We start from the raw sequence: 21,844 nt of genomic DNA, 5'->3' as shown, positions 1-21,844 counted from the left end.
CGCTTCCCCCTCTCCTTTTCCGGCCGTTATGACCGGGTTTCTCCAGCTCCCAGCGGGAGCCGGGCTCGCTACTTCTTTACACGAACAGTCTTTGTGGACCGTGTCTCAAGGGTCATTTCGTCGGCCTCTTCGACCCTTGCCTTCAATCGCACAGTACCTGCCGCGGCGTCGACCACGTCCACCACCTTCGCAAGCAGTTTCGCAGTATCGGCGTTGCCCGACGCACTGGCGAGCTGAACGGCCCGGCCCAGCTTGGCCGTTGCCCCGTCGACATCTCCTGATTTGCGAAGATCCAGACCCTGTTGGATGACTTGCGCCAGTTCCGCCTGGCCTGTGTAGTGCGCGACCTGGGAGTTGATCCTCGTCGAGGCCGCCATGTCGTCGGTCCACACCGCCTTGACGAGCCCCTGGGCGCCGAGGTTGTGCACGCCCCCGTCGCCCTGCGGCACGACGAGCGAGACCCGGGCGGCCAGCATCTCCTGGCCCACTCCGGCCGAGGGAACTTCGACGCACACGTGGTAGTCGCGGGACTCGTCGCCCCAGGACCCGGTGGGGTAGTCGCCGGCGCGCGGGCCCGCCTCGGTGCGGCGGTCGGTCAGCTCCTCGACCGTGGGGGCCACTTGCTTGACGAACTTGATCTCGGTGCCGACCGGCGTCCACAGGCGCAGCGCGACGTCCGCGACCTCCTTGCCCATGGCCGTCTCCATCATCTGTGTGAAGTCGGCGGACAGGGCGGCCGGGTCCGCGACGATGTCGGCGGTGCCGAGCAGGGCCGAGGCGATCCCGGTGACCTCCTTGACCTCCCAGTCCGTACCCACTCCACGCGCGTCACAGGTGAAGCGTCCGGCACAGGAGTCGAGGGCGGCCTTGAGATCCTGCGGCGACTCGTGTTCGTTGCGGCCGTCGGTGAGCAGGATGCCGTGCCGGATCGACACGTCGGCCGAGGACAGCAGTCGGTCGGCGAGACGCAGCCAGGTGCCGATCGCCGTACCGCCGCTCGCGCTCAGCCTGCGCAGCGCCTCCTTGGCCTGGCCGCGGGTCGCCGCGTCGGCCACCGCGAGGCGACCGCCCGCGGGGTAGACCTCCTTGGCGACGTGCGTGCCGCCGATCACCGCGAAGTGCACGCCGTCGCGCAGGGTGTCGATCGCGGCGGCCGTGGCCTCACGGGCGCCCCGCATCTTGGTCGGCGGGTAGTCCATCGAGCCGGAACAGTCGACCATGATCGCCACGGCGGCGTCCGGGCCCTGGCCCGCCGCGTACAGGTGCGGCGCGCCGACCGCGCTCCCGACGGTGCCGCCGCCGGTGGCGCTCACCGTGACGATCGCGTTGACCTCGCGGCCGCCCTCGGGCAGGTACTCGTTCTGGTACACGTCGACCGAGAACTGCGGCACGTTCGACTTCGAGAAATTGGCCATGCCTTCTTCGTCCCCCTCAAGACCTCCGGTAGTTGGCGGAGGCGATGACTGTATGCGGACCGGTCCCCTCCGGTCCGAGGCCGTCCCCGTAGGCACGGATTGCGCCTTTTCGCGGCCTCAGGCCGATCCTGCCCCCTGCGGCGGGGCCGGGAACGGCACGACGGCCACTGTTACGTTGTCGTGGCCCCCGCCGTCCAGGGCGTGACCCACCAGGACCTGGGCGCTGTGCAGGGGCCTTTCGGCGGCGTCCAGCGGCACGACCTCGGCCATCTCCTCGGCCGCCTCCGCGTAGTTCCACAGCCCGTCGGTGCACACCACCACCACACCCGGCCGGTCCGGCTTGAAGGAAGCGGTGTGCGGCTCCAGTTCGTACGCGTCCGCGCCGAGCCAGCCCGTGATGGCGTGGGCGCGCTCGTCGGCGTACGCCTGTGCCTCGCTCATCAGGCCCGCGGCGACCATCTGCGCGGCCCAGGAGTCGTCCTCGGTGAGCCGGGCGGGGGGTGAACTCCGGTCGACGGGGACCCAGTAGGCGCGGCTGTCGCCGACCCAGCCGACGATCAGCAGGGCGGGGGTGACGACGGCGCCGACGAGGGTGCAGGCGGGCGCGTTCTGGTGCGGGGCGTGCTCCTCGTGCACGGGGGGCGCCTCGGCCAGCGAGTTGACGGCCTCGGCGGCCGCGAGGATCGCCTCGTGCATGGCCTGCTGCGGGTGGGTGCCGAGCGGCAGCGCCGCCAGCAACGCCTCGCCCGCCGCCCGGGACGCGGCGAGCGAGGCCTCGTCGGGGCGGGTCGCCGAGGAGACCCCGTCGCAGACGATCGCGACGACCGCGGGGGAGCCGTCCGGCAGCGCGGTCGAGGAGATCGCGAACGCGTCCTCGTTGCGGTGGTGGCGCAGGCCCCGGTCGCTGACCGCGGCCACCGCACCCAACTCCTGCTCCATGTGGTCCCGTTCGCGCGGCTGGGCGTGCCCGCAGTTCTCGCAGTAGCCGTCGCTGTCCACATGGCCCGAGCGGCAGGCGACGCACAGTTTGGTGCCCGCGGGGGGCGTGACGGGTGCGCCGAGGTCGGCGGTCCGTGGATCGACGACGGGCCCGGCGGGGGCTCCGGCCGGCGGCGCGAGCGGGTACTCGTCGGGCTCCGGGGGCCGGTCGAACCGTACGCCCGAAGGCTGCCCACCCGAACGCTGTACGCCCGAGGGGTGGTCGCCCGGCTGCTGGGCCGCCGCGGACTCCGTGTCCGGGTGGGGGAGCTCGGAGCCGCCCGAGTCCGTGCCCCGGATGTCGGTCGCCCGGTGCACCGGCGCGGGCGTGTCGGAGCTCGCCGACTCCGGCGCGAGGGGCCAGTCCAGGGACGCGGCGGCCTCGGAGGAGTGTGTCGACGAGCCGTTCATGGCGATCGTGGGGTGGTCCTGGGGCGGTGCGGGCACCGCCGACAGGTCGTACCCGCACGCACCGCAGAAACGGTCACCCGCCTCCAGGGGCTCCTCGCAACTGGGGCACCGCGAAAGGGCCGTCGGCTGGGGCATCTGGGACATCAATCACACCCACGTCCGGGGGCGGTAACGGTTGGCACGTTCCACCAGGTCGATCCTCTCCTCGCCGCCCCGCGCGAGGCGGGCCAGCGTGCGGTACGAACGCTCCAGCGCGAAACGCAGACCGCGCTCGTCCACCTCACTGCCGAGCAGCACCGGTCCGCCGCCGGAGTCCGGGGCGGAACTCCGGCTACCGGAGAGTACCCAGTCCAGGGCGCAGCCCAGTACCTCCGTCGACAACTGCTCGCGTCGCACCGCGTCCAGACCGTATCCGTCAAGGGCCTCGACCTGTCCGGCCGCCGCTGTCAGATCGTCCAGGAACGCCGCTGCCGCCGCCTCCTCGGCCAGCCGCTGCCGCAGCCGCGCCCGCACCGCAGCGACCCGCGCCGCCGTGTAGTGGATCGACGACTCCGGTACGGACTCCAGTGTGCGTACGGAGCCGCGGCGGTCGCCCGCCGCGAGCTGCACGCGGGCCAGGCCGAACGCCGAGCTGACATAGCTGGGGTCGGTCGTCCAGACCAGGCGGTAGTACTCGCCCGCGTTGTCCAGCTGCCCGAGCACCTCCGCACACAGGCCGAGGGCCAGCTTCGGCGCGGGCTCGCCCGGGAAGGCGTCGTAGATCGCGTCGAAGGACAGCGCCGCGGTCTCGTGCTCCCCGGTCGCCAGGGCCGCGACGCCCCGGTACCAGACCACCCGCCAGTCGTCGGGGTGGTCCGCCTCCAGCGCCTCCAGTGCCCTGCTCGCACCGGCCAGTTCGCCCATTTCCAGCCGGGCCCGCAGCTCGCGCAGGCGCAGCTCCAGAGAGCCGGTGGGCGCCGCGTGCAGCGCGGTGATCAGCTCCGCGGGAGCCGAGGCCATCAGGCCCGCGAGGAAACCGGCGTTGGGGTCGCCCGGGTCTACCAGGGGGACCGGCAGCGCGAGCGCGGTCGCCGCGGCGTTCAGCGGCTTGACCAGAGCGGCCGGGACCGGAGCGGGAGCCAGGGGGAGCGGCGGGGTCCCGTTCACCCCCGCTCCGTTGCTGCCGAGGGGCGGCGCGGGCGCGCGCTTTCTCCCCCGCGGGGGCACCACGCGCGCCCCCAGCCGTGACACGTCCCCGTCCAGCTGTCCGAACAACTCCGTGTCCGTGACCTTCAGTTCCGGCCCGAACAGGGTGGACAGGGCCGGGCGCGCCCGCCCCGTCTGGAGGGACACGACCTCCCTGAGCACACCCGTCAGCTGCTCCGCCATCTCCTGCGCGGACGCGAACCGGCGCGCCGGATCGGGGTCGGTGGCGCGCACCAGGAGCCGGTAGAAGGACTCGTACGTCCGGAAGACCTCGATGTTGTCCGGGTCCGGCAGGGAGTCCACGAAGGCGTTCGTGTACCCCTGGAAGTCGAAGGTCAGCACGGCCAGGGTGCGGGCGACCGTGTAGAGGTCGCTCGCCACCGAGGGGCCGACCTCGGCCACCTCCGGCGCCTGGTAGCCCACCGTGCCGTAGATGGCCGACTCGTCGTCGTCCATCCTGCGCACCGCGCCCATGTCGATCAGCTTGAGCTGGTCCTCGGTCTGGATCGCGTTGTCGACCTTGAAGTCGCAGTAGAGCAGATTGCGGCTGTGCAGATGGCCGAGCGCCTCCAGGGCCTCGATGCCGTACGCGCAGGCCTGCTCCACCGGCAGCGGATCGCGCTTGCCGTCGGTCGCACGACGGTCGTTGGCGATCTCCTTCAGCGACTTGCCGCCGACGTACTCCATGACGATGTACCCGTCCAGCGAACCCGTCCGCTGGTCCAGGTGCTCCACGAAGTTGTAGATCCGCACGATGTTGGCGTGCTCGATCTCCGCGAGGAAGCGCCGCTCGGAGATCGCCGCCGCCATCGCGTCCTGGTCGCCGGTGTCGAGCAGGCCCTTGAGGACCACCCAGCGGTCGGAGACCGCGCGGTCGACGGCGAGATAGACCCAGCCGAGCCCGCCGTGCGCGAGACAGCCCACCACCTCGTACTGGCCGTGCACGATGTCGCCCGTGTTCAGCTTCGGCACGAACGAGTACGGGTGACCGCACTTGGTGCAGAACCCCTCGGTGCGCCCCACCCGCTCACCGCGCGAACGGCCCACCGGCGCCCCGCAGTCGGAGCGCGAGCAGAACCGCTTCCGCTCGGGCACCTCCGGGTTCTCCAGCACCATCGCGCGCGGGTCGGGCCGCGGCACGTCCGGCACCTGCACCAGTCCGGCGCCGAGCCGTCCGCGGCCACTGGAGGCGGCGGTCGAGCCCGAGCTGCGCACCGACACCGAGCGGGCGCTCGCGTTGCCGGACAGCGAGCGCGACAGGCGTCCGGAGACCGAGCGCCGCGACTGGGAGGAGCGCGAGGACGTACGGGAACTGGAACTGCGCGAACTCGCCCGCGAACTGCTGCCGGAGCCGCGCGAGCCCTTGCCACCCGCGGTGAGTCCGGTCGGGGGTGAGCCCACCATGCCTCCCCCAGAGGGGGGACCCCCAGCCGAGACAACGGGTGCCAGACCGCACGTGTCGCAGTACAGCTCGCCGCCGCCCACGTCCTCGTACGACCCCGGGCAACCGGGCCGCTGGCACTTCTGCTGCTCACTCACACTGCATCACCTTCAGTGTTCATGCGTGCGGCCCCCTACGGTCGGTGGGCCCGCCCTGTTCGGGCACCCGCGGGCTGAGCAGATCGACGGCGGCCCGCTGATAGCGCAGCACCGCCTCCTCCGCCACCCGCAGATCGCAGGGCGCGCTCCACAGCATGCGTCGCGCCGCGTCGTAGCGCTCGATGAGGAACGGGTCCTCCGCGAGGCCGTGCCGGGCCACCTTCGCCTTGTACGCGTCGAGGCGGCCGCGCAGCTCCGCGCGGACCGCGAGCGGCTGGGTGACCGCGGTCAACGACTCGCGGGCGCGCAGCAGCTCGTCCTCGGCCTTCTCCTCCAGCGCCTCCAGGAGGGGCGACAGACGGTGCCACTGGGCGTGTCTGCGGTACTCCGCGGCCGTCGCCAACTGCTCCTGCAGCACCGTCGGCGGCCCGCTGACGGCCGGCACCTCGGACGCGGCGATCTTCGCCAGTACCTCACCGCGGGCGCTCCTCGCCTCCGCGAGCGTGCGGTCGGCGCGACTGAGCACGTCCCGCAGCCGCACGAGGCGGGTCTCCGCGTCCTGGCGGACGGTGAGAACCGCGTCGATCTCCCGGCGCACGTCCTCCAGCGCGCGCGCTTCGCGGTCGTACGTCGTCGTGTCGGGACGTCCGCCGCCGGGCGCCGAACTGCCCTTCGCGGGCGCCCAGAAGGCCAGCGGGTCGGAGACGACCTGCTGACGCAGGGTGCTCAGCGTCCGGGTGATCCGCTCCAGGTCGTCGCCCGCCGGGTGCTCGCCGGGGCGTACGCCCACGGAGTGCGCGAGCTGGCGGGTGCGCTGGAGCTCCGCGGCCAGTAAATCGATCCGGGCGGGCAGCGCGGACCAGACGGCGTCCGCCGCGACGACCATGTCGAGCGAGGACGCGTACAGCTCGTTCATCCGCTCCACCAGAGCGACCAGCGAGAACCGCTCGCTGAGCCTGCTGGTGCCGGTGAGCGTCGGAGCGTTCGCCGCGGCGGTGGTCGAGCCGGCGACCGTGATGCCCGCGCCGCGCAGCAGCTCGGTCAGCTCGACCAGGTCCTCACGGCTCGACCAGCGGCGCCGGGAACGGATGTCGCGCGCGGAGCGCAGCGCGTCCGTGTACGCGTCGAAGTACGCCCACAGCAGCGTGATCGACGCGTCCGCGGTCGACCAGCGCTCCTTGGTCGTGCCCGTGAGCTCGGCGCCTTCGAGGAGTCTGCGGCCCGCGTGGTCCTGCAGGGCGAGGAGCGAGGTCTCGATGGCCTCGTGCTCCGCGCCGAGCCGCGCCAGCGCACGGTCCACCTCGTCCCGGTCCATCACCGGCTCGGGGGGTCCCGTGACGCCCATCGATCACCTCTCGCTCTCGGTCGTGCCCGTCGCTTGCGTTCCCGCCGGCCGCGTCGTCCGCGCCGGCGTCACACGGTTTCCGTTACTTGTAGTGCGCCGTCGGCGGAGTCGCCGACGGGGAGTCCGCCTTCAGGGTCGCGGACAGCCACTTGGTGTACGAGGCCTGCCAGCCGCCGCTCTTGCGGTAGTCCACGAGCACCTGGTTGACCCGGCGTACCAGATCGTCGGCGCCCAACTTCATCGCCACGCCGTAGTAGTCGTCGGTGAAGGTCTTGCCCTTCAGTTCGACCGTCGGGTCCTGCGCCGCCTGGCTGGCGGCGAGCGCGCCGTCGGTCACCACGGCGTCGACCTGACCCAGCTGCAGCCGCACCAGGCAGTCGAGTTGGTTGGGCACGGTGGTGGTGATGTCGGCGGAGGAGATGAGCGCGCCCGCCTTCTTGTCGGCCGACAGCTTGTCGTACGCCGTCGAGCCCGCCGCCGAGCAGATCCGCTTGCCCGCCAGCGTGTTGTCGTACCCCTTGATGCCCGAGGTCTTGGGGGCCAGGACCTGCTGCCCGGTCAGGAAGTAGGGGGCCGAGAAGGCCACGTCCTTGAGGCGGGTGCAGGTGATCGTCATGGTGCGCACCACCATGTCGACCTGACCGGACTTGATCGCGGGGATGCGCTGGTTGGTGGGGATGGCGTGGAAACGGACGGCGTTCGGGTCGCCGAGGATCTCCCTCGCGATCTCGTGCGCGAGATCGATGTCGAAGCCCTCCAGGTCGCTGCTCTTCGCCGTGTTGTTCGGATCGCGGTAGCCCCAGCGGTAGCTGTTCTGGTCGACGCCGACCGACAGATAGCCGCGCTGCTTGATGGCCGTGATCGTCTTGCCGCTGTCGTCGGAGGACGGGGAGGGGCTCTGGTCCTGCGGGTCGGTGCACGCGTCGGCCCTGGCCTGGATGCCCTGGCCCACGCCCTGGCCGCCGGTGCCCGTGCTGCCGTCCCCGCGTGCGCTGCTCAGCGGCAGCAACAGGGCGAAGACCCCGGTGACGACCAGGGCGAGGGCCATCGCACCCACGCCGCCCCAGCCCCTCAGGCTCGCCCTCAGACGTCGTGCGGTCATCGCCATGCCCCCTTTCACCGCTCCCCCTCTCACCGGTACTCCGAAAGCCTGCGCCCGATGCCCAGCAGGGCGCCCGCCGCGGCCAGCACCGCGAGGACGGCCGCGCCCGCGGGGAGCCCGCTCATCGCGTCCCGGCCGTTGCCTGCCGCCTGCTTGAACTCACTCTCCTCGTGCGTCAGCGCCGCCGCGAGGTTGGTGTCCACGCCGTCGAAGCACTCACCGGTCGGCTTGTCGGCCGCCGAACCGATCACCTTGTTCAAAGCGCCCTGGTAGTCGCCCGAGTCGTCGGCCGTGCGGGCCTCCTGGTGACGGGACTTCCAGACCTTCATGTTGCCCGTCGCGGCCTCGACGGGCTTCTTGCCCGCCGTGTCGTCGGCGATGCCCTCGGCCAGTGCCAGGCCCTTGGTGAGGGTCTTCATGTCCTGCTGGAAGTCGTAGTCGTAGAGGTCCATGACCTGCGTCGTGGACACCTGCTTGGTCTCCGCGCCCCGGCTGACCAGCGTCAGGTTCTCGTTGCCCCGCGCCTTCAGGGAGGCGATCCGGGCGTCGTGCAGCACGTTCAGTGAGCGGACCCCGTGGTCGTACGAGGAGTTCAGCCCGGCCCGGGCCACGCTGTGCCCGACCACCAGCCAGAGCAGCACCACCGCGGAGGCGGTCGTGGCGGCGACCAGTCCCTGGTTCAACACCCGGTTCGTACGGCGGTAATGGCGTCGCTGGGCCCAGAAGAGCCCGCCGAGCGCGAGGACGCCGAGACCGATCGCGGCCCACGGGTAGGGCTTCGCGTCGGCGTAGTCGGCGCTCAGCCGGGCGTTCTCCCGCTTGTAGAGCTCCTCGGCCGCGGGGAGCATCTGCTGCTGCATCTTCTCGTTCGCGTACCGCAGATACGCGCCGCCGAGCGGGTAGCCCTGCCGGTTGTTGGCGCGGGCCCGCTCGATGAGGCCCTTGTACTCCGGCAGCAGCTTGTTGAGCTTGGCGATCGTGTCCGTGGACGGGGACCCCGGATCGGAGTTGGCGGCGGCGGTGATGAGCCCCTGCGCGGCCGTCCGGATGTCCTTCTCGTACCGGTCGCGGGTGTCCGCGCTCTCCTGGCCGCCCGCGAGGAAGCCGCTGGAGGCCGCGGTGTTGGCGTCCGCGAGCGAACGGTAGATGTCCGCGGCGCCGGCGCTCAGCGGCTGGCTGCTGTGCAGCACGTCGTCCGCCGCGCTCGAACGCTCCGTCATCTGCCAGGCCGTGACCGTGCCGAACGCGACGACCAGGAGGGCGAGGACGGCGCCGATGAGGCGCAGCCGGCCCGGTTCCGTCGTCGCCGCGGTGCGCAGGCGGTCCACGCCCTCCGCCCAGGCGGTGCGGCGTGCGGGGGCGGTGTCGGGCGTGGCGGGTCCGCCCGGTGGTGAGGGGGGCCCGGACCGCGGCGCCGTCGCTGTCGCCGGCGCGCCGTACCGGGCCGCTGTCGCGCCGGACTGCGGCGGGACGGCAGGCATCGTGGGCGTGGCCGACTGCCCCGGTGGCGCCGTGCCCTTCGGCGGCTGTGTCACTTGACCTCCCCCATGGTCATCCGTCGGTCACCTCCCCGCGTACGCGGGAGCACGAAGAGAGGTGCACGGCCGCAAGTATCGCCGCCGGGACTGACATCCGCACAGGCCTTGACTCGATCTTGTTCGGATTCCAGCCCACCCTTCGTACAGCGGTGGCCCGTTCGGACGGCAGCACGACCGCGGCGCTCCGCGCTGCCCTCCCTGACCATGAATACGCGACCGGTGTGTGTTCGGTTCCCTTTCGAATGCGCCGGTACGCGGGGTATGTGCGAGGGGTGTTCCTTTCGGGTGAGGGTGCGTGGGGGCTGGTCGCGCAGTTCCCCGCGCCCCTAAAAGCCTGGGGTCGTCCGGCGTTTGAGGCCCCTGGGGGGCCTGGGGCGCAGCCCCGGCCCCCCAGGGGCGCGGGGAACTGCGCGAACGGCCCCCACCGGCCCGCAGTCGACGATCTCGTTCGGGGGTCCGGGGCGGAGCCCCTCAACCCCCTTCGTAAAAAGCCCGTACGCGGGTGTGGGCCTCGGTGGGGGCGTGGACGTGGTCCAGGCCCAGGAGGGCGGCGCCCAGCACGGGGCGGGACGAGATCACCTGGGGGACCGCCTTGGGGGCCTGGGCCGACAGGAGTTCGCGGATCCGGTCGTCGAGTTGGGGATGGCGGGCGGCAAGGACACCGCCCCCCAGGAGGACGGGGGTCTCCTCGGCGAGGAGGTCGAGCCGGGTCAGAGCGACCGTGGCCATCGCGACGACCTCGTCCGCGAGCCGGTCCACGAGAGCGCGAGCGACCTCGTCACCCTCCGCCGCCGTCGCGAACAGCGCCGGAGTCAGTTCATGCCGACGATCGTGCTCGATGTGCTCCAGGTGCAGCGCCTCGATCAGGGCGTACATCGAGGACAGACCGAAGTGGGCCGGGAGGGTGCGGGACAGGGCCGTGGGCCCGCCCCGGCCGTCCTCCGCGCGGGCCGCGTGCCACAGGGCCTCCTCCGCCAGGCCCCAACCACCGCCCCAGTCCCCGGAGATCCGGCCGAGCGCCGGGAAACGGGCGGTGCGGCCGTCGGGACGCATGCCGACGCAGTTGATCCCCGCGCCGCACACCACGGCGACCCCGCGCGGCTCCGCTATCCCCGCGCGCAGGATCGCGAACGTGTCGTTGCGCACCTCCACGCTCGTGCCCCACGCGCGCGCGTGCAGCGCGGCCGCCAACTGCTCCTCCTCCACGGGGAGATCGGCGTTGGCGAGGCAGGCCGAGACATGGGCCACGGAGTCGACGCCCGCCTCGGCGAAGGCCCGGGCGACGGCCTCGCCCACGGCGTCCACGGCCACGGCGACCCCGACCACCGGCGGCCGGAATCCCCCGCCGCGCGCGGCCCCGATCACCCGCCCGTCCACGGACACGACCGCGACGTCGGTCTTGCTGTTCCCCGCGTCGATGGCCAGGACCATGCCCGCGGGGTCGGATCCGGCGGCCGTCCCGGCGCCGGGTCCGGATGACGTCATGCCCACGCGAGGTGCTCCCGGTTGTGCGCGATCAGTTGGTCGGTGAGGGCGTCGGCGTACTCGTACTGGCCGATGAGGGGGTGGGCGAGGAGGGTCCGGAAGACCCGGTCGCGGCCGCCGCGCAGGGCGGCTTCCAGGGCCAGGTCCTCGTAGGACGTCACGGCCGCCATCAGCCCCGCGTACAGGGGGTCGACCGGCGGGACCGGCAGTGGCGTCGGGCCGTGCGGACCGACGGCCGCCTGCACCTCGATCACCGCGTCGTCCGGGAGGAAGGGCAAGGTGCCCTTGTTGTAGGTGTTGACCACCTGGTAGGGGCTGCCGCCCCCGCCGAGCAGCGCGGCGGCGAGGTCGACGGCCGCCTCGGAGTAGTACGCGCCGCCCCGCTTGGCGAGCAGCTCCGGCTTCTCGTCGAGCGCCGGATCGCCGTACATCTTCAGCAACTCCCGCTCCATCGCGGCGACCTCCGCCGCCCGTGACGGCTTCGTCCGCAGCTCTCGTACGACCTCGTCGTGCGCGTAGAAGTAGCGCAGGTAGTAGGAGGGGACCACGCCCAGGCGGTCCACGAGGGTGCGCGGCAGGCGCAGGTCGTCGGCGATCGTGTCGCCGTGTTCGGCCAGCAGCTTCGGCAGGACGTTCTCGCCCTCGGGGCCGCCGAGGCGCACCCCCGTCTCCCAGCTGAGGTGGTTGAGACCCACGTGGTCCAGATGGACGTCCACGGGGGCGACCCCGAGCATCCCGGCGAACTTCCGCTGGAAACCGATCGCCACGTTGCACAGCCCGACCGTCCTGTGGCCCGCCTGGAGCAGCGCGCGCGTCACGATCCCGACCGGGTTGGTGAAGTCGATGATCCAGGCGTCGGGGTTGGTACGGCGGACGCGCTCGGCGATGTCCAGCACCACCGGCACCGTGCGCAGCGCCTTCGCCAGACCGCCCGCGCCCGTCGTCTCCTGGCCGATGCAGCCGCACTCCAGCGGCCAGGTCTCGTCCTGCTCGCGGGCCGCCTGGCCGCCGACGCGCAGCTGGAGCAGGACCGCGTCGGCGCCCTCGACACCCGCGTCCAGGTCCGAGGTCGTGACGATCCGGCCGGGGTGCTCCTGCTTGGCGAAGATGCGTCGCGCCAGGCCGCCCACCAGCTCCAGGCGGTCGGCGGCCGGGTCGACGAGGACCAGTTCCTCGACGGGCAGGGTGTCCCGCAACCGGGCGAAGCCGTCGATGAGTTCGGGCGTGTAGGTCGACCCTCCGCCGACCACGGTGAGTTTCATGTGTGTGTCAACCCTTCACTCCGGTGAGCGTGACGCCTTCGACGAACGCCTTCTGTGCGAAGAAGAACACGAGGATCACGGGGGCCATGACCAGCACGGTCGCGGCCATGGTGAGGTTCCAGTCGGTGTGGTGCGCGCCCTTGAACGACTCCAGGCCGTAGGAGAGGGTCCAGGCGCCGGGGTTCTCGGAGGCGTAGATCTGCGGGCCGAAGTAGTCGTTCCAGGCGTAGAAGAACTGGAAGAGGCCCACGGCGGCGATCCCCGGCTTCGCCATCGGCAGGACGACCTTCAGCAGGGTCTTCAGGTCCCCGCAGCCGTCGACCTTCGCCGCGTCGAGGTACTCGTTCGGGATGGTCATCAGGAACTGGCGGAGCAGGAAGATGGAGAACGCGTCACCGAAGGCCATCGGGATGATCAGCGGCCACAGCGTGCCGGACAGGTCCAGCTGTTTCGCCCAAAAGAGGTACATCGGGATGATGACGACCTGCGGCGGCAGCATCATCATCGAGATGACCAGCATCAGTGACAGATTCCGGCCCCGGAAGCGGAACTTGGCGAGGGCGTAGGCCACCGGGATCGACGACACGACCGTCAGGACGGTGCCGGCACCGGCGTACAGCAGTGTGTTCTTCCACCAGGTGAGGAAGCCGGGGGTGTCGAAGACCTTGCGGTAGTTGCCCCACTCCCAGGTGTGGGGGATGAGATCGCGGCTGAGCGCCTGCGAGTCGCTCATCAGGGAGGTCAGGAAGACGAAGACGAAGGGGAGGACGAAGAAGAGGGCGGTGGCGACGCCCAGGGCGTGGATCGCGACCCACTCCAGGAGCGCCTTGCGGCGGGCGGTGCGCTCGGCGGGCGAGACCGGGGCCCGCAACTCCACGGGCTTGTCGAGTACTTGTGTCATGGCTGTCAGTCACCTGCCTGGATGAGACCGCCCCGGCGCCGCATCAGGAACGCGGTGAACACCATGGACAGGGCGAAGAGCACGAGCGCGACCACACAGGCGGAGCCGTAGTCGAAGCGCTGGAAGCCGAGGTTGTAGACGAGCTGCGGCAGGGTGAGCGTCGACTTGTCGGGGTAGCCGGGCTCGAACTGCGTACCGGCGCCCTGGATGACGCCCGACGCGACCTTCCCGGCGATCAGTGGCTGGGTGTAGTACTGCATGGTCTGGATCACGCCGGTGACCACGGCGAACATCACGATCGGCGAGATGTTCGGCAGCGTGACGTACCGGAACCGCTGCCAGGCCGAGGCGCCGTCCAGCTCCGCCGCCTCGTACTGCTCCGTCGGTACGTCGAGCAGCGCGGCCATGAAGATGACCATCAGGTCGCCGATGCCCCACAGGGCCAGCAGGGTGAGGGCCGGCTTGGACCAGCTGGGGTCGTTGAACCAGCCGGGGGCCGGGATGCCGACCTTCTCCAGGATCGAGTTGACCGGTCCCGTACCGGGGTTGAGGAGGAAGGTGAAGGCCATCGTCGCGGCGACGGGCGGGGCGAGGTAGGGGAGGTAGAAGAGGGTGCGGAAGACGCCCGTGCCCGTCTTGATCTTCGTGATCAGCAGGCCCACGCCGAGTCCGAAGACGACCCGCAGGCTGACCATGACCAGCACCAGCCACAGGGTGTTGCGCAGCGCGGGCCAGAACAGCGGGTAGTGCTCGAAGACGTAGGTCCAGTTCTTCGTCCCGCTCCACGTCGGCGGTTTGAAGCCGTCGTAGTGCATGAACGAGAAATAGACGGTCGAGAGCAGCGGATAGGCGAAGAAGACCGCGAAGCCGATCAGCCACGGCGACATGAAGGCGAGGGTGCGCAGCGCCGATCGGCGCCGCTTCGAAGCCAGTGTGACGGTGCTCATGTCCGTGCCCGTCTCCTACTTCGCCTGCGCGATGTCCGTGTCGATCTGCGCGGCGGTCTTCTGCAGACCCGCCTTCAGGTCCTTCGCCTTGCCGCTCTCGTAGTCGTATCCGAACTGCTGGATCGTCACGAGGTAGGTGCCGCCGTTGATGGACGCGGGAGTCGTCGTCGAGTTCGGATTCGAGGCGATGTCCAGGAACGTCTTGAAGCGCGGGTCGTACTTCAGCTTCGGCGACTTGAGCGCGGTCAGTGTGGAGGGGACATTGTGGATGGCGTTGGCGAAGCCGACCACCGCGTCCGTGTCCGTGGTCATGTATTTGACCAGTTCCCAGGCCGCGTTCTGCTTCTTGCTGGTGGCCGCGATGCCCGCGATGGTGCCGGTGATGTAGCCCTTGCCGTACTGGTCGGCCCGGTCGTCGGGAACGGGCAGCGGGGCGACGCCGATCTCGAAGTCCGGCTTGGCCTCCTCGGCCATGCCGAGCCGCCATTCGCCGTCCAGCTGCATGGCGACCTGGCCGGTGTGGAAGGGGTGCTTGGGGCCCCATTCGTCACCGAGCTTGGAGCGGTACTTCTCCAGCTTCTGATAGCCGCCGAGTTCGTCGACGAGCTTCTTCTGGAGGGTGAATCCGGCGGTGAAAGCGGGGTCCTTGGCGAGGTTCGACTTGCCGCTGCTGTCGAAGTACGTCGGGGAGAACTGGCCGAAGTAGTGCTCGGTGGTGGACTCCCAGCCGTGGTAGTTCGGCATGAAGCCCAGCTGGGAGTAGGAGTCGCCCTTGGAGACGGTGAGCTTCTTCGCGTCCGCCTCGAATTCGGACCAGGTCTTCGGGGGGCTGGAGATCCCGGCCTTCTTGAATGCGTCCTTGTTGTAGTAGAGGCCGTACGCGTCACCGAGCAGCGGAACCGTACAGCGGTTGCCGTCGAACTGGGTGTACTCGTTCATCGCCTTCGGGAAGGTCGTCGCCGGGTCGATTCCCGCCTTCTTGAAGAAGGGGTTGAGATCGACCAGGGCGCCGGAGGAGCAGAACTTGCCCACGTTGTTGGTGGTGAACGAGGAGATCACGTCGGGAGCCTTGTCGCCGCCGGAGCGCAAGGCCTGGTTGATCTTGTCGTCGGTCATGTTGGCGACGATGTTGACGTGGATGTTGGGGTGCGCCTTCTCGAAGCCCGCGACCAGGTCCTTCACGCCCGCGATCTCGCCGGGCGCGCTCCAGGCGTGCCAGAAGTTGATCGTCGTGTCCTTGGAGGCGTCGTCGCTCGGGCCCGAGGACGACTGGCCGGTGCAGGCGGTGGTGAGGAGGGCGAGCGAGGCGGAAGCGGCGAGAGCAGTGGCGACTTTCCTGGATATTCCGGGCATGACGGGGTCTCCCTACGGCAGGGCGGCGGTGGTGGTGGTGTTCGCGGGACGGTTCGCGGGACGGGGAGTCGGTCGAGGGGTGGGACTCAGCGGGAGGTGTCGAAGACCTCGTCGCGGGTGGCCGCCAGCGCGCTCTCCAACGCGCCGCGCAGCACGGGGTGTTCGTGTACGTCGCCGACCACGAGGCGCGGTCGGGAGGCGGCCAGCTCCTCCAACTCGGCCTGCACCAGGACACGCAGCGGTTCGCCGCCCGCGGTGAGCGAGGCGCCGCTGAGCACGACGAGTTCGGGGTCGAGCACGGAGACGAGTGAGGCGAGACCGGTGGCGAGACCGGTCGCGTACGTCTCCAGGAGCCGCAGGTGCGGCCCCTCGTTGATGCGGGCGGCCTGTTCGACGAGGGCGGCGGCGACCTCGGCGTAGGGCCCGGTCGGCACCGGCTGGATGCCCAGCTCGCGGGCGAGCTTGGGAATGGCCTGGGAGCCGGCCAGTTCCTGGTAGCCACCGCTGTTGGCCTTCGTCACCTGGCGTACGAGGGGTGCGCCGGGCACGGGCAGGAAGCCGACCTCGCCCGCGCCGCCGGTCCAGCCGCGGTGCAGTCGGCCGCCGAGGACGAGGGCGGCGCCGAGGCCGCCCTCGTTCCACAGCAGTACGAAGTCCTCGTGCCCGCGCGCCGCCCCGAGCCGCTGCTCGGCGATGGCCACCAGGTTGACGTCGTTCTCGTACTCGACGGGCATCGGCAGCGCGGCCGCGAGCTCGTCGAGGAGGCTGGGGGAGTGCCAGCCGGGCAGGTGGGAGGCGTACCGCAGCCGTCCGGTGTTGGGGTCGAAGGCACCGGGCGTCCCGATGACGAGCCGCTGGACGTCGCCCCTGGCGAGCCCCGCCGCCTTCACCGCGCCGTCGAGGGCGTCGGTGACCTGGCGTACGACGGGCTGCGCGGGGTGCCGGCCCGGGGTGGGCAGCTCGTACTCGCCCACGGTGCGGCCGGTGACATCGGCGACGGCGGCGAGGATGCGCTCGGGCGTGACGTCCAGGCCCGCCGCGTGGGCGGCCCTCGGATTGACGGCGTACAGCTGGGCGTTGGGGCCCGGCCGCCCCTCGCTCGTGCCGGTGGCCAGCACGAGTCCGGCGGCCTCCAGTCGGGCGAGGAGCTGGGAGGCGGTGGGCTTGGACAGCCCGGTCAGCTTTCCGATCCTGGTCCGCGAGAGCGGTCCGTGCGCGAGCAGCAGATCGAGGGCGGCGCGGTCGTTCATGGCGCGCAGGACGCGCGGGGTGCCCGGCGTACCGGCGGATCCTGCCATGTTTGTCGACACCTGCCTTTCAACAGCCCAGTCGCTCAGCTTCCCAGGGTGGCCGTGGGGAAGTCCACTGCAAGATCATTGTTAGGAAAGTTTCCTATTGGTGGGAGGAAGGTAGGCCGCGGGCCGCGGAGGCGTCAAGAGAAAGCGCCCCCGAGGCAACCGAGTCGTTACCTGGGCCGGAGGTCCGCATCCTCGCCCCGGACTTCCCCCGGACGCACGAAGTCGCCCCCGCGGCAGACGAATCCGTCTGCCGCGGGGGCGACTTGGGGTGAGCCGGGTGAGGACCCGGCCTCGTTTACTTCACGTCGATGTAGTCACCCATGGCCGTGGCCGTGCCCGTGGTGGACGTGCCCGCGAACGTGTAGCGGTACGAGCCGTCGGCGGAGGCCTTGACTGTGGTGGTCAGGGCGCCCTTGGAGCCGGAGGTCACCGTCTTGACCGTCTTGTACGCGTTGGCGCCCTTGGCCTTGAACTGGAGGGCGACCGGCTGGCCCGTGTAGCCGGAGTACTTGGTGGTCTCCCAGTCGGCGCGGGTGAGCGAGCCCTTGACGGTGAGGGTCTTGCCCTTCTTCACCGGCTCGGGGGTGGCGTCGGTGGTGAGCTTGGCGGCGCGCTTGATCTGCGTGGTGCCGAGGCCGCCCCACATGTCGTAGCCGTAGTTGACGCTGATGTGGTCGCCGGAGTCGTCGGTGGTCGAGGTGCTGAGGCCGTAGAAGCCGGCCACCTTCCAGGTGCCGGCGTCCGACGCGCCGAAGAAGTAGTCCTGCGGCTCGATGGCGATGACCTCGGTGCAGGAGTTCGTGACCGTGGTGGCGGTCGTGGAAGTCGTGGTGCAGTTGGGGATGTCGTCCGACTCCATCTCGTTCTGCATCTTCGAGAGCGACGATCCGCGGTAGAGCGCGATGCCCGCGATGCCCGTCTTGTTGTCGATGACGAGGTCGACCGGGTGGGTCAGGGTGTACGTGATCGGAACCTTAACCGTGCTGGTGGTGCCGACAACGATCGCCTTGCCGTTGTTGACCACCACGTTGGAGAAGGTGAGGTCCGGCGTGGCGGCCGACGCGGACGGCACGACCAGGGCGGACAGAGCCAGGGCACCGGAAACGACGGCGCCTATGGCGAACTTGCGCATGGATTCCCCACATTCGAAGCGGGCCCCTGGGCGTGGAGCTCCAGAACAAGGGCCCGCTGTTGGGGCGACAGTAGGCGGCCTCCGGATGTGGCCGAAATGCGGGGGGTATGTGAAGGGGATTGATTCCGGGGGCGCGCTCCGGACGCATCACGGCTTCGTCACGATCAGCAGATGCGCAGGTGGGATGGGGTGCGGAGCTTTGAGGTGATCTGCGGCGTCGGGGACGGTGATGCGACGCCAAAAGGGGACGGTGGCGGGGGTGATATCCGGTCACCTTCACAGGTTCTTGTTCATAGGATCCGGCCACATGAGAGTGAACCGTTTGGTGCGGGGTGGGGCGGGGCGGGGGCCTCGCTCGTGAAGCTGCTGATGGCCTGCTGGCGCGCGGCCGCGGCCAAGTGCGTGCCGTTGGCGCTCACCATGATGTTCATCGACCTTGTGAACGACGGTCTCACCTGGGATTTCGTGAGCGGGGAACTGGTCTTCAGCCCTCTGACATGGGGGATCCTCACGCTCGCGACGGCGGCCGTCGGGGTCCGGTCGCTGCGGCGACGGGCCGGTGCGGCCGGCATCCCGCTCTCCGTCGAGGCGCTGGACGACCGACAGACGCATGTACTGCGCCCGGTGCCCGTCTCGGACGGGTGGCAGGAGCGGGTCCGCGAAAAGCTGGCGGCATCGGAACGGGCGTTCCTCGTCGCCGAGAAGGGCCACGAGGAGGTCCACTTCCGGTGGCGTCCCGGGCGGGGGAAGCAGTCCGTCTGGGGATCGATGTCCTTCGACGCGCCCTCGGGAGACGTCGTCCTCGACGTCCGGGACGGTGAGGGACTCCTGGGGGTGGCCGGACTGGGCAAGGGGTCCTCGTTCGCCGCGGTGTGTCAGATAGCCGGGGCCACCGGGCTGGAGTCCGGGACCGCCCGTGGCTGAGCAGTCGTGGTACGGCGTCCGGTGTGTCTTCCGCCATCGTGAACTGGGCGTCTACGAGGAGCGGGTGACGCTGTGGACCGCAGGCTCCCCGGACGAGGCCATCGGCCGTGCGGAGGCCGAGGCGGGTGAGTACTGCGCGGCACTGGGGGAGGCCGAGTACACGGGCTTCGCCGAGGCGTTCCGGATGGACGGGCTCCCGGATGCGGCGCGCGCCGGGGTCGAGCGGCTGTGAGCTGGTTCGGCTGATGCCGGAGCCATGGGCTTGCTCATGCGCAAGCCGGAGGTATGGGCTGCTCCTACGTGTGAGGGGGCGGCGTCCGGAACACCCGGACGCCGCCCCCTCACACGTACGGCCTGGGCCTACTTAGGTGCGCTCGACGCGGCGGGGGCCGAGGCGGGGGCCGGGATGGGGGCGGTCGCCTCCGACTGGGGGGAGGCCGGGTTGCCGAGGACCGACGGGGCCGCCATCGCGGCGGTCGGGTCGACGGGCACCTCCTCCGGGGGCACCGTGGGGCCGCCGACGATGCGGATGTCCGCGGCGTCGAAGGCGCGCTTGACACGCCAGCGCAGTTCGCGTTCGACGGACAGGGACTTGCCGGGCATGGTCTTCGCCGAGAGGCGGACGACCATCGAGTCGAGCAGGACGCTGTCCAGGCCGAGGACCTCGATCGGGCCCCACAGGCGCTCGTTCCAGGGCTCTTCCTTGGTCATCGCCTCGGCGACCTCGTCGAGGGTGCGCTTCACCTTGTCCAGGTCCTCGTTCGAGCGGACCGTGACGTCGACGCCGGCCGTGGCCCAGCCCTGGGAGAGGTTGCCGATGCGCTTGACCTCGCCGTTGCGGACGTACCAGATCTCGCCGTTGTCGCCGCGCAGCTTCGTCACGCGCAGGCCCACCTCTATGACCTCGCCGGAGGCGACCCCCGCGTCGATCGTGTCGCCGACTCCGTACTGGTCCTCGAGGATCATGAAGACGCCGGAGAGGAAGTCCGTGACCAGGTTGCGGGCGCCGAAACCGATCGCCACACCCGCGACACCGGCGGAGGCCAGCAGCGGGGCCAGGTTGATCTGGAACGTGCCCAGGATCATCAGCGCGGCGGTGCCCATGATCAGGAAGGACGCGACCGAGCGGAGGACCGAGCCGATCGCCTGCGAGCGCTGCCGGCGGCGCTCGACGTTCACCAGCAGGCCGCCCAGGGCCGTGCCGTCGACCGCCTGGACCGTGCGGGTCATGCGATCGATGAGCTTGGTGATCGCCCGCCGCACCACCACTCTGAGTATCCCCGCGATCACCAGGATCAACAGGACGCGCAGACCGATCGCCAGCCACGTGGACCAGTTCTGCTCGACCCAGCTGGCGGCGTTGGTCGCGCTCTCCTGGGCGTCCTGAAGTGTGGCGGTCGTCGGGTCCGTCGTCGCCGAGAGGGACGGCGACGGGGTGGACCCCGAAGCCAACAGGGCGGTCAAGAACACGGAAGGTACCTCCAGGCGTAGCGGTCCGCCCGCGGCTCGGGGACATGTGAGGACAGCGGCGGGCAGAACCACCACACTAACGGGGCATCGTGTGTGGATCGTTGCAATGTTCGAGGGAGAGACCCTACTCACCTGGGGATGAAAGAGGGTGTGGTCGAAAACACTCCCAGCCCGTTACCGGGACATGGTGGCGCTTCCACCAGGCAAGAGGAGAGACTGACTGCAGATCGTCCCGGCGCGAGCCACGCGCCGCCGGCGTACAAGGAGGCATCCGTGCCGCACGTCCTGGTCCTCAACGCGTCGTACGAGCCACTCGGCGTCGTACCGCTCCGCCGCGCGCTCGTCCTCGTCCTTGAGAACAAGGCCATCTGCCTCGAGGAATCCGGCGCCTTTATGCACAGCGCAACCGTTACTGTCCCCGCACCCAGCGTGGTCCGGCTGAAGAGGTTCGTACGGGTCCCTTACCGGGGGCCCGTTCCGCTGACCCGTCGGGCACTGTTCGCCCGCGACGGCGGCCGGTGCATGTACTGCGGTGGCGTCGCAACCAGCGTCGACCACGTCATCCCGCGCTCCCGCGGAGGTCAGCACGCCTGGGACAACGTGGTGGCGTCATGCCGCCGCTGCAACCACACCAAGGCCGACCGCCACCTGGTCGAGATCGGCTGGCGCCTGCGCCACAAACCGGCCCCGCCGACGGGGCTCGCCTGGCGCATCATCGGAACGGGGCATAGGGACCCGCGCTGGCTGCCCTACCTGCAGCCGTACGGCGCGGAGGATGCGATGGCCCGGATCGACGGCATTTCCGCCTGACGATCCGGGCCTTTGTGTTCCCTGCGGGCTCTCCCGTCGTGTCCCTGTCGTGCCGCTCCGGCTCCCCAGGAGGACCCCCGTGCCTCCCGGGGAGCCGGCCGTGCCCGCAGGGCGGACGGTATGCGGGTCACGCATTTCAGGTGCGGGGCGCCTCAGGTGTGGCGCAGCCCTGGTGGAGCGTGGCTCAGGTGTAGCGCAGCTCCGCCGGGTGCACGGAGCGGCGCAGCAGCGGCAGTGACGTGGCCGCGGCGAGCAGACACGCCGCGTAGACGGCTACGGGTACCAGCAGCGGCATGAGCAGCGGTACGGATCCCACGCCCGCGGCGGCCGACGCGTACCCGGCGCCGATGCCCAGGCCGCCGAGGCCCGCCAGCGCGACCGCCGGGGCCAGCGGCAGGGCCGTCTCCAGGAGCAGCGCCCGGCCCAGTACGGCCGCCGGCACCCCGGCCGCGGCCTGCGCGGCCAGGCCGCGGCGGCGGGTGGCCAGGGACTCGGCGGTGCCCACGGCGAGGCCGGAGAGGGTGATTGCGAGGGCGATCAGGACGGCTGCGCCCGTCAGGTTGAGGAGCCGTGCGTCTTGACGAGGCTTCGGGCCGTCAGCAGGGGAGTGTCCTGGTCACTGCTCGTACTGCTGCTCGTACCGCCGCTCATGCTGCCCTACCTTCTTGAGTGCGTCCTGTGAGTTCGCGACTCTGGGACTGCGCGGGTGGGGCAGGGATGGCTTTCATGCTGGCTGCCTTCGATGGCTC

At 70.6% G+C, this 21,844-nt stretch carries 17 protein-coding genes and 1 pseudogene; 3 read left to right on the top strand and 15 right to left on the bottom strand.

The features are described 5' to 3' along the window. Positions 1–68 precede the first annotated feature (68 nt). The 13 genes from ACZ7M3_RS21700 to ACZ7M3_RS21640 all read right to left on the bottom strand — a co-directional run bounded on the left by ACZ7M3_RS21700 (position 69) and on the right by ACZ7M3_RS21640 (position 17,891). On the bottom strand, positions 69–1,415 hold the full coding sequence (locus ACZ7M3_RS21700) for a vWA domain-containing protein (RefSeq protein WP_472065274.1): 1,347 nt from the start codon (positions 1,413–1,415) through the stop codon (positions 69–71). Positions 1,416–1,532: 117 nt separating this feature from the next. Continuing rightward, positions 1,533–2,951, bottom strand: a complete 1,419-nt coding sequence (locus tag ACZ7M3_RS21695; RefSeq protein WP_472065272.1) for a PP2C family serine/threonine-protein phosphatase — start codon at positions 2,949–2,951, stop codon at positions 1,533–1,535. After that, the gene (locus ACZ7M3_RS21690; RefSeq protein WP_472065270.1) at positions 2,952–5,393 is read right to left on the bottom strand and encodes a serine/threonine-protein kinase; all 2,442 of its coding nucleotides are present in this window, start codon (positions 5,391–5,393) and stop codon (positions 2,952–2,954) included. It abuts the gene before it with no gap. A 154-nt stretch (positions 5,394–5,547) separates the two neighbouring features. Next, entirely contained in the window at positions 5,548–6,873 is a 1,326-nt protein-coding gene (locus ACZ7M3_RS21685; RefSeq protein ID WP_472065268.1) for a hypothetical protein, read from the bottom strand. Between the two features lie 82 nt (positions 6,874–6,955). Then, the gene (locus tag ACZ7M3_RS21680; RefSeq protein ID WP_452968987.1) at positions 6,956–7,975 is read right to left on the bottom strand and encodes a glutamate ABC transporter substrate-binding protein; all 1,020 of its coding nucleotides are present in this window, start codon (positions 7,973–7,975) and stop codon (positions 6,956–6,958) included. A gap of 29 nt (positions 7,976–8,004) precedes the next feature. After that, a complete protein-coding gene (locus ACZ7M3_RS21675) occupies positions 8,005–9,456 on the bottom strand; it encodes a hypothetical protein (RefSeq protein WP_472065591.1) in 1,452 nt (483 codons plus the stop codon). A gap of 528 nt (positions 9,457–9,984) precedes the next feature. After that, positions 9,985–10,998, bottom strand: a complete 1,014-nt coding sequence (locus tag ACZ7M3_RS21670; protein ID WP_472065266.1) for an N-acetylglucosamine kinase — start codon at positions 10,996–10,998, stop codon at positions 9,985–9,987. Continuing rightward, positions 10,995–12,260 (bottom strand): 6-phospho-beta-glucosidase, encoded by a 1,266-nt coding sequence (locus tag ACZ7M3_RS21665; protein WP_355619290.1) that lies wholly within the window; start codon positions 12,258–12,260, stop codon positions 10,995–10,997. Before ACZ7M3_RS21665 ends, ACZ7M3_RS21670 begins: the two co-directional genes overlap by 4 nt. Positions 12,261–12,267: 7 nt before the next feature. Next, positions 12,268–13,161, bottom strand: coding sequence for a carbohydrate ABC transporter permease (locus ACZ7M3_RS21660; RefSeq protein WP_472065264.1), 894 nt, complete (start codon positions 13,159–13,161; stop codon positions 12,268–12,270). 5 nt (positions 13,162–13,166) lie between these two features. After that, the gene (locus ACZ7M3_RS21655; RefSeq protein WP_472065262.1) at positions 13,167–14,108 is read right to left on the bottom strand and encodes a carbohydrate ABC transporter permease; all 942 of its coding nucleotides are present in this window, start codon (positions 14,106–14,108) and stop codon (positions 13,167–13,169) included. A 15-nt stretch (positions 14,109–14,123) separates the two neighbouring features. After that, the gene (locus tag ACZ7M3_RS21650; protein ID WP_472065260.1) at positions 14,124–15,461 is read right to left on the bottom strand and encodes an ABC transporter substrate-binding protein; all 1,338 of its coding nucleotides are present in this window, start codon (positions 15,459–15,461) and stop codon (positions 14,124–14,126) included. Between the two features lie 86 nt (positions 15,462–15,547). After that, positions 15,548–16,759, bottom strand: a complete 1,212-nt coding sequence (locus ACZ7M3_RS21645) for an ROK family transcriptional regulator (RefSeq protein WP_095854637.1) — start codon at positions 16,757–16,759, stop codon at positions 15,548–15,550. Between the two features lie 295 nt (positions 16,760–17,054). Then, on the bottom strand, positions 17,055–17,891 hold the full coding sequence (locus ACZ7M3_RS21640; protein ID WP_472065258.1) for a hypothetical protein: 837 nt from the start codon (positions 17,889–17,891) through the stop codon (positions 17,055–17,057). 357 nt (positions 17,892–18,248) lie between these two features. On the opposite strand from ACZ7M3_RS21640, the gene ACZ7M3_RS21635 reads away from it, so the two are divergent. Next, complete coding sequence (locus ACZ7M3_RS21635; protein WP_472065256.1) at positions 18,249–18,815, top strand: hypothetical protein; 567 nt, start codon at positions 18,249–18,251, stop codon at positions 18,813–18,815. After that, positions 18,808–19,047 (top strand): hypothetical protein, encoded by a 240-nt coding sequence (locus tag ACZ7M3_RS21630; RefSeq protein WP_472065254.1) that lies wholly within the window; start codon positions 18,808–18,810, stop codon positions 19,045–19,047. Before ACZ7M3_RS21635 ends, ACZ7M3_RS21630 begins: the two co-directional genes overlap by 8 nt. A 128-nt stretch (positions 19,048–19,175) precedes the next feature. On the opposite strand, the gene ACZ7M3_RS21625 is transcribed toward ACZ7M3_RS21630, so the two are convergent. Further along, positions 19,176–20,285, bottom strand: a complete 1,110-nt coding sequence (locus ACZ7M3_RS21625; RefSeq protein ID WP_472065252.1) for a mechanosensitive ion channel family protein — start codon at positions 20,283–20,285, stop codon at positions 19,176–19,178. A gap of 273 nt (positions 20,286–20,558) precedes the next feature. On the opposite strand from ACZ7M3_RS21625, the gene ACZ7M3_RS21620 reads away from it, so the two are divergent. Then, the gene (locus ACZ7M3_RS21620; protein ID WP_067370302.1) at positions 20,559–21,095 is read left to right on the top strand and encodes an HNH endonuclease; all 537 of its coding nucleotides are present in this window, start codon (positions 20,559–20,561) and stop codon (positions 21,093–21,095) included. Between the two features lie 184 nt (positions 21,096–21,279). Here ACZ7M3_RS21620 and ACZ7M3_RS21615 read toward each other — a convergent pair. Further along, positions 21,280–21,660: pseudogene (locus ACZ7M3_RS21615) on the bottom strand (ABC transporter permease); the annotation flags it as partial. Between the last annotated feature and the right edge of the window lie 184 nt (positions 21,661–21,844).

This window comes from Streptomyces sp. NPDC111656 (assembly GCF_055656965.1).
The sequence above is the reverse complement of the archived record's forward strand: the minus strand, read 5'-3'. Positions and strand labels throughout refer to the sequence as shown.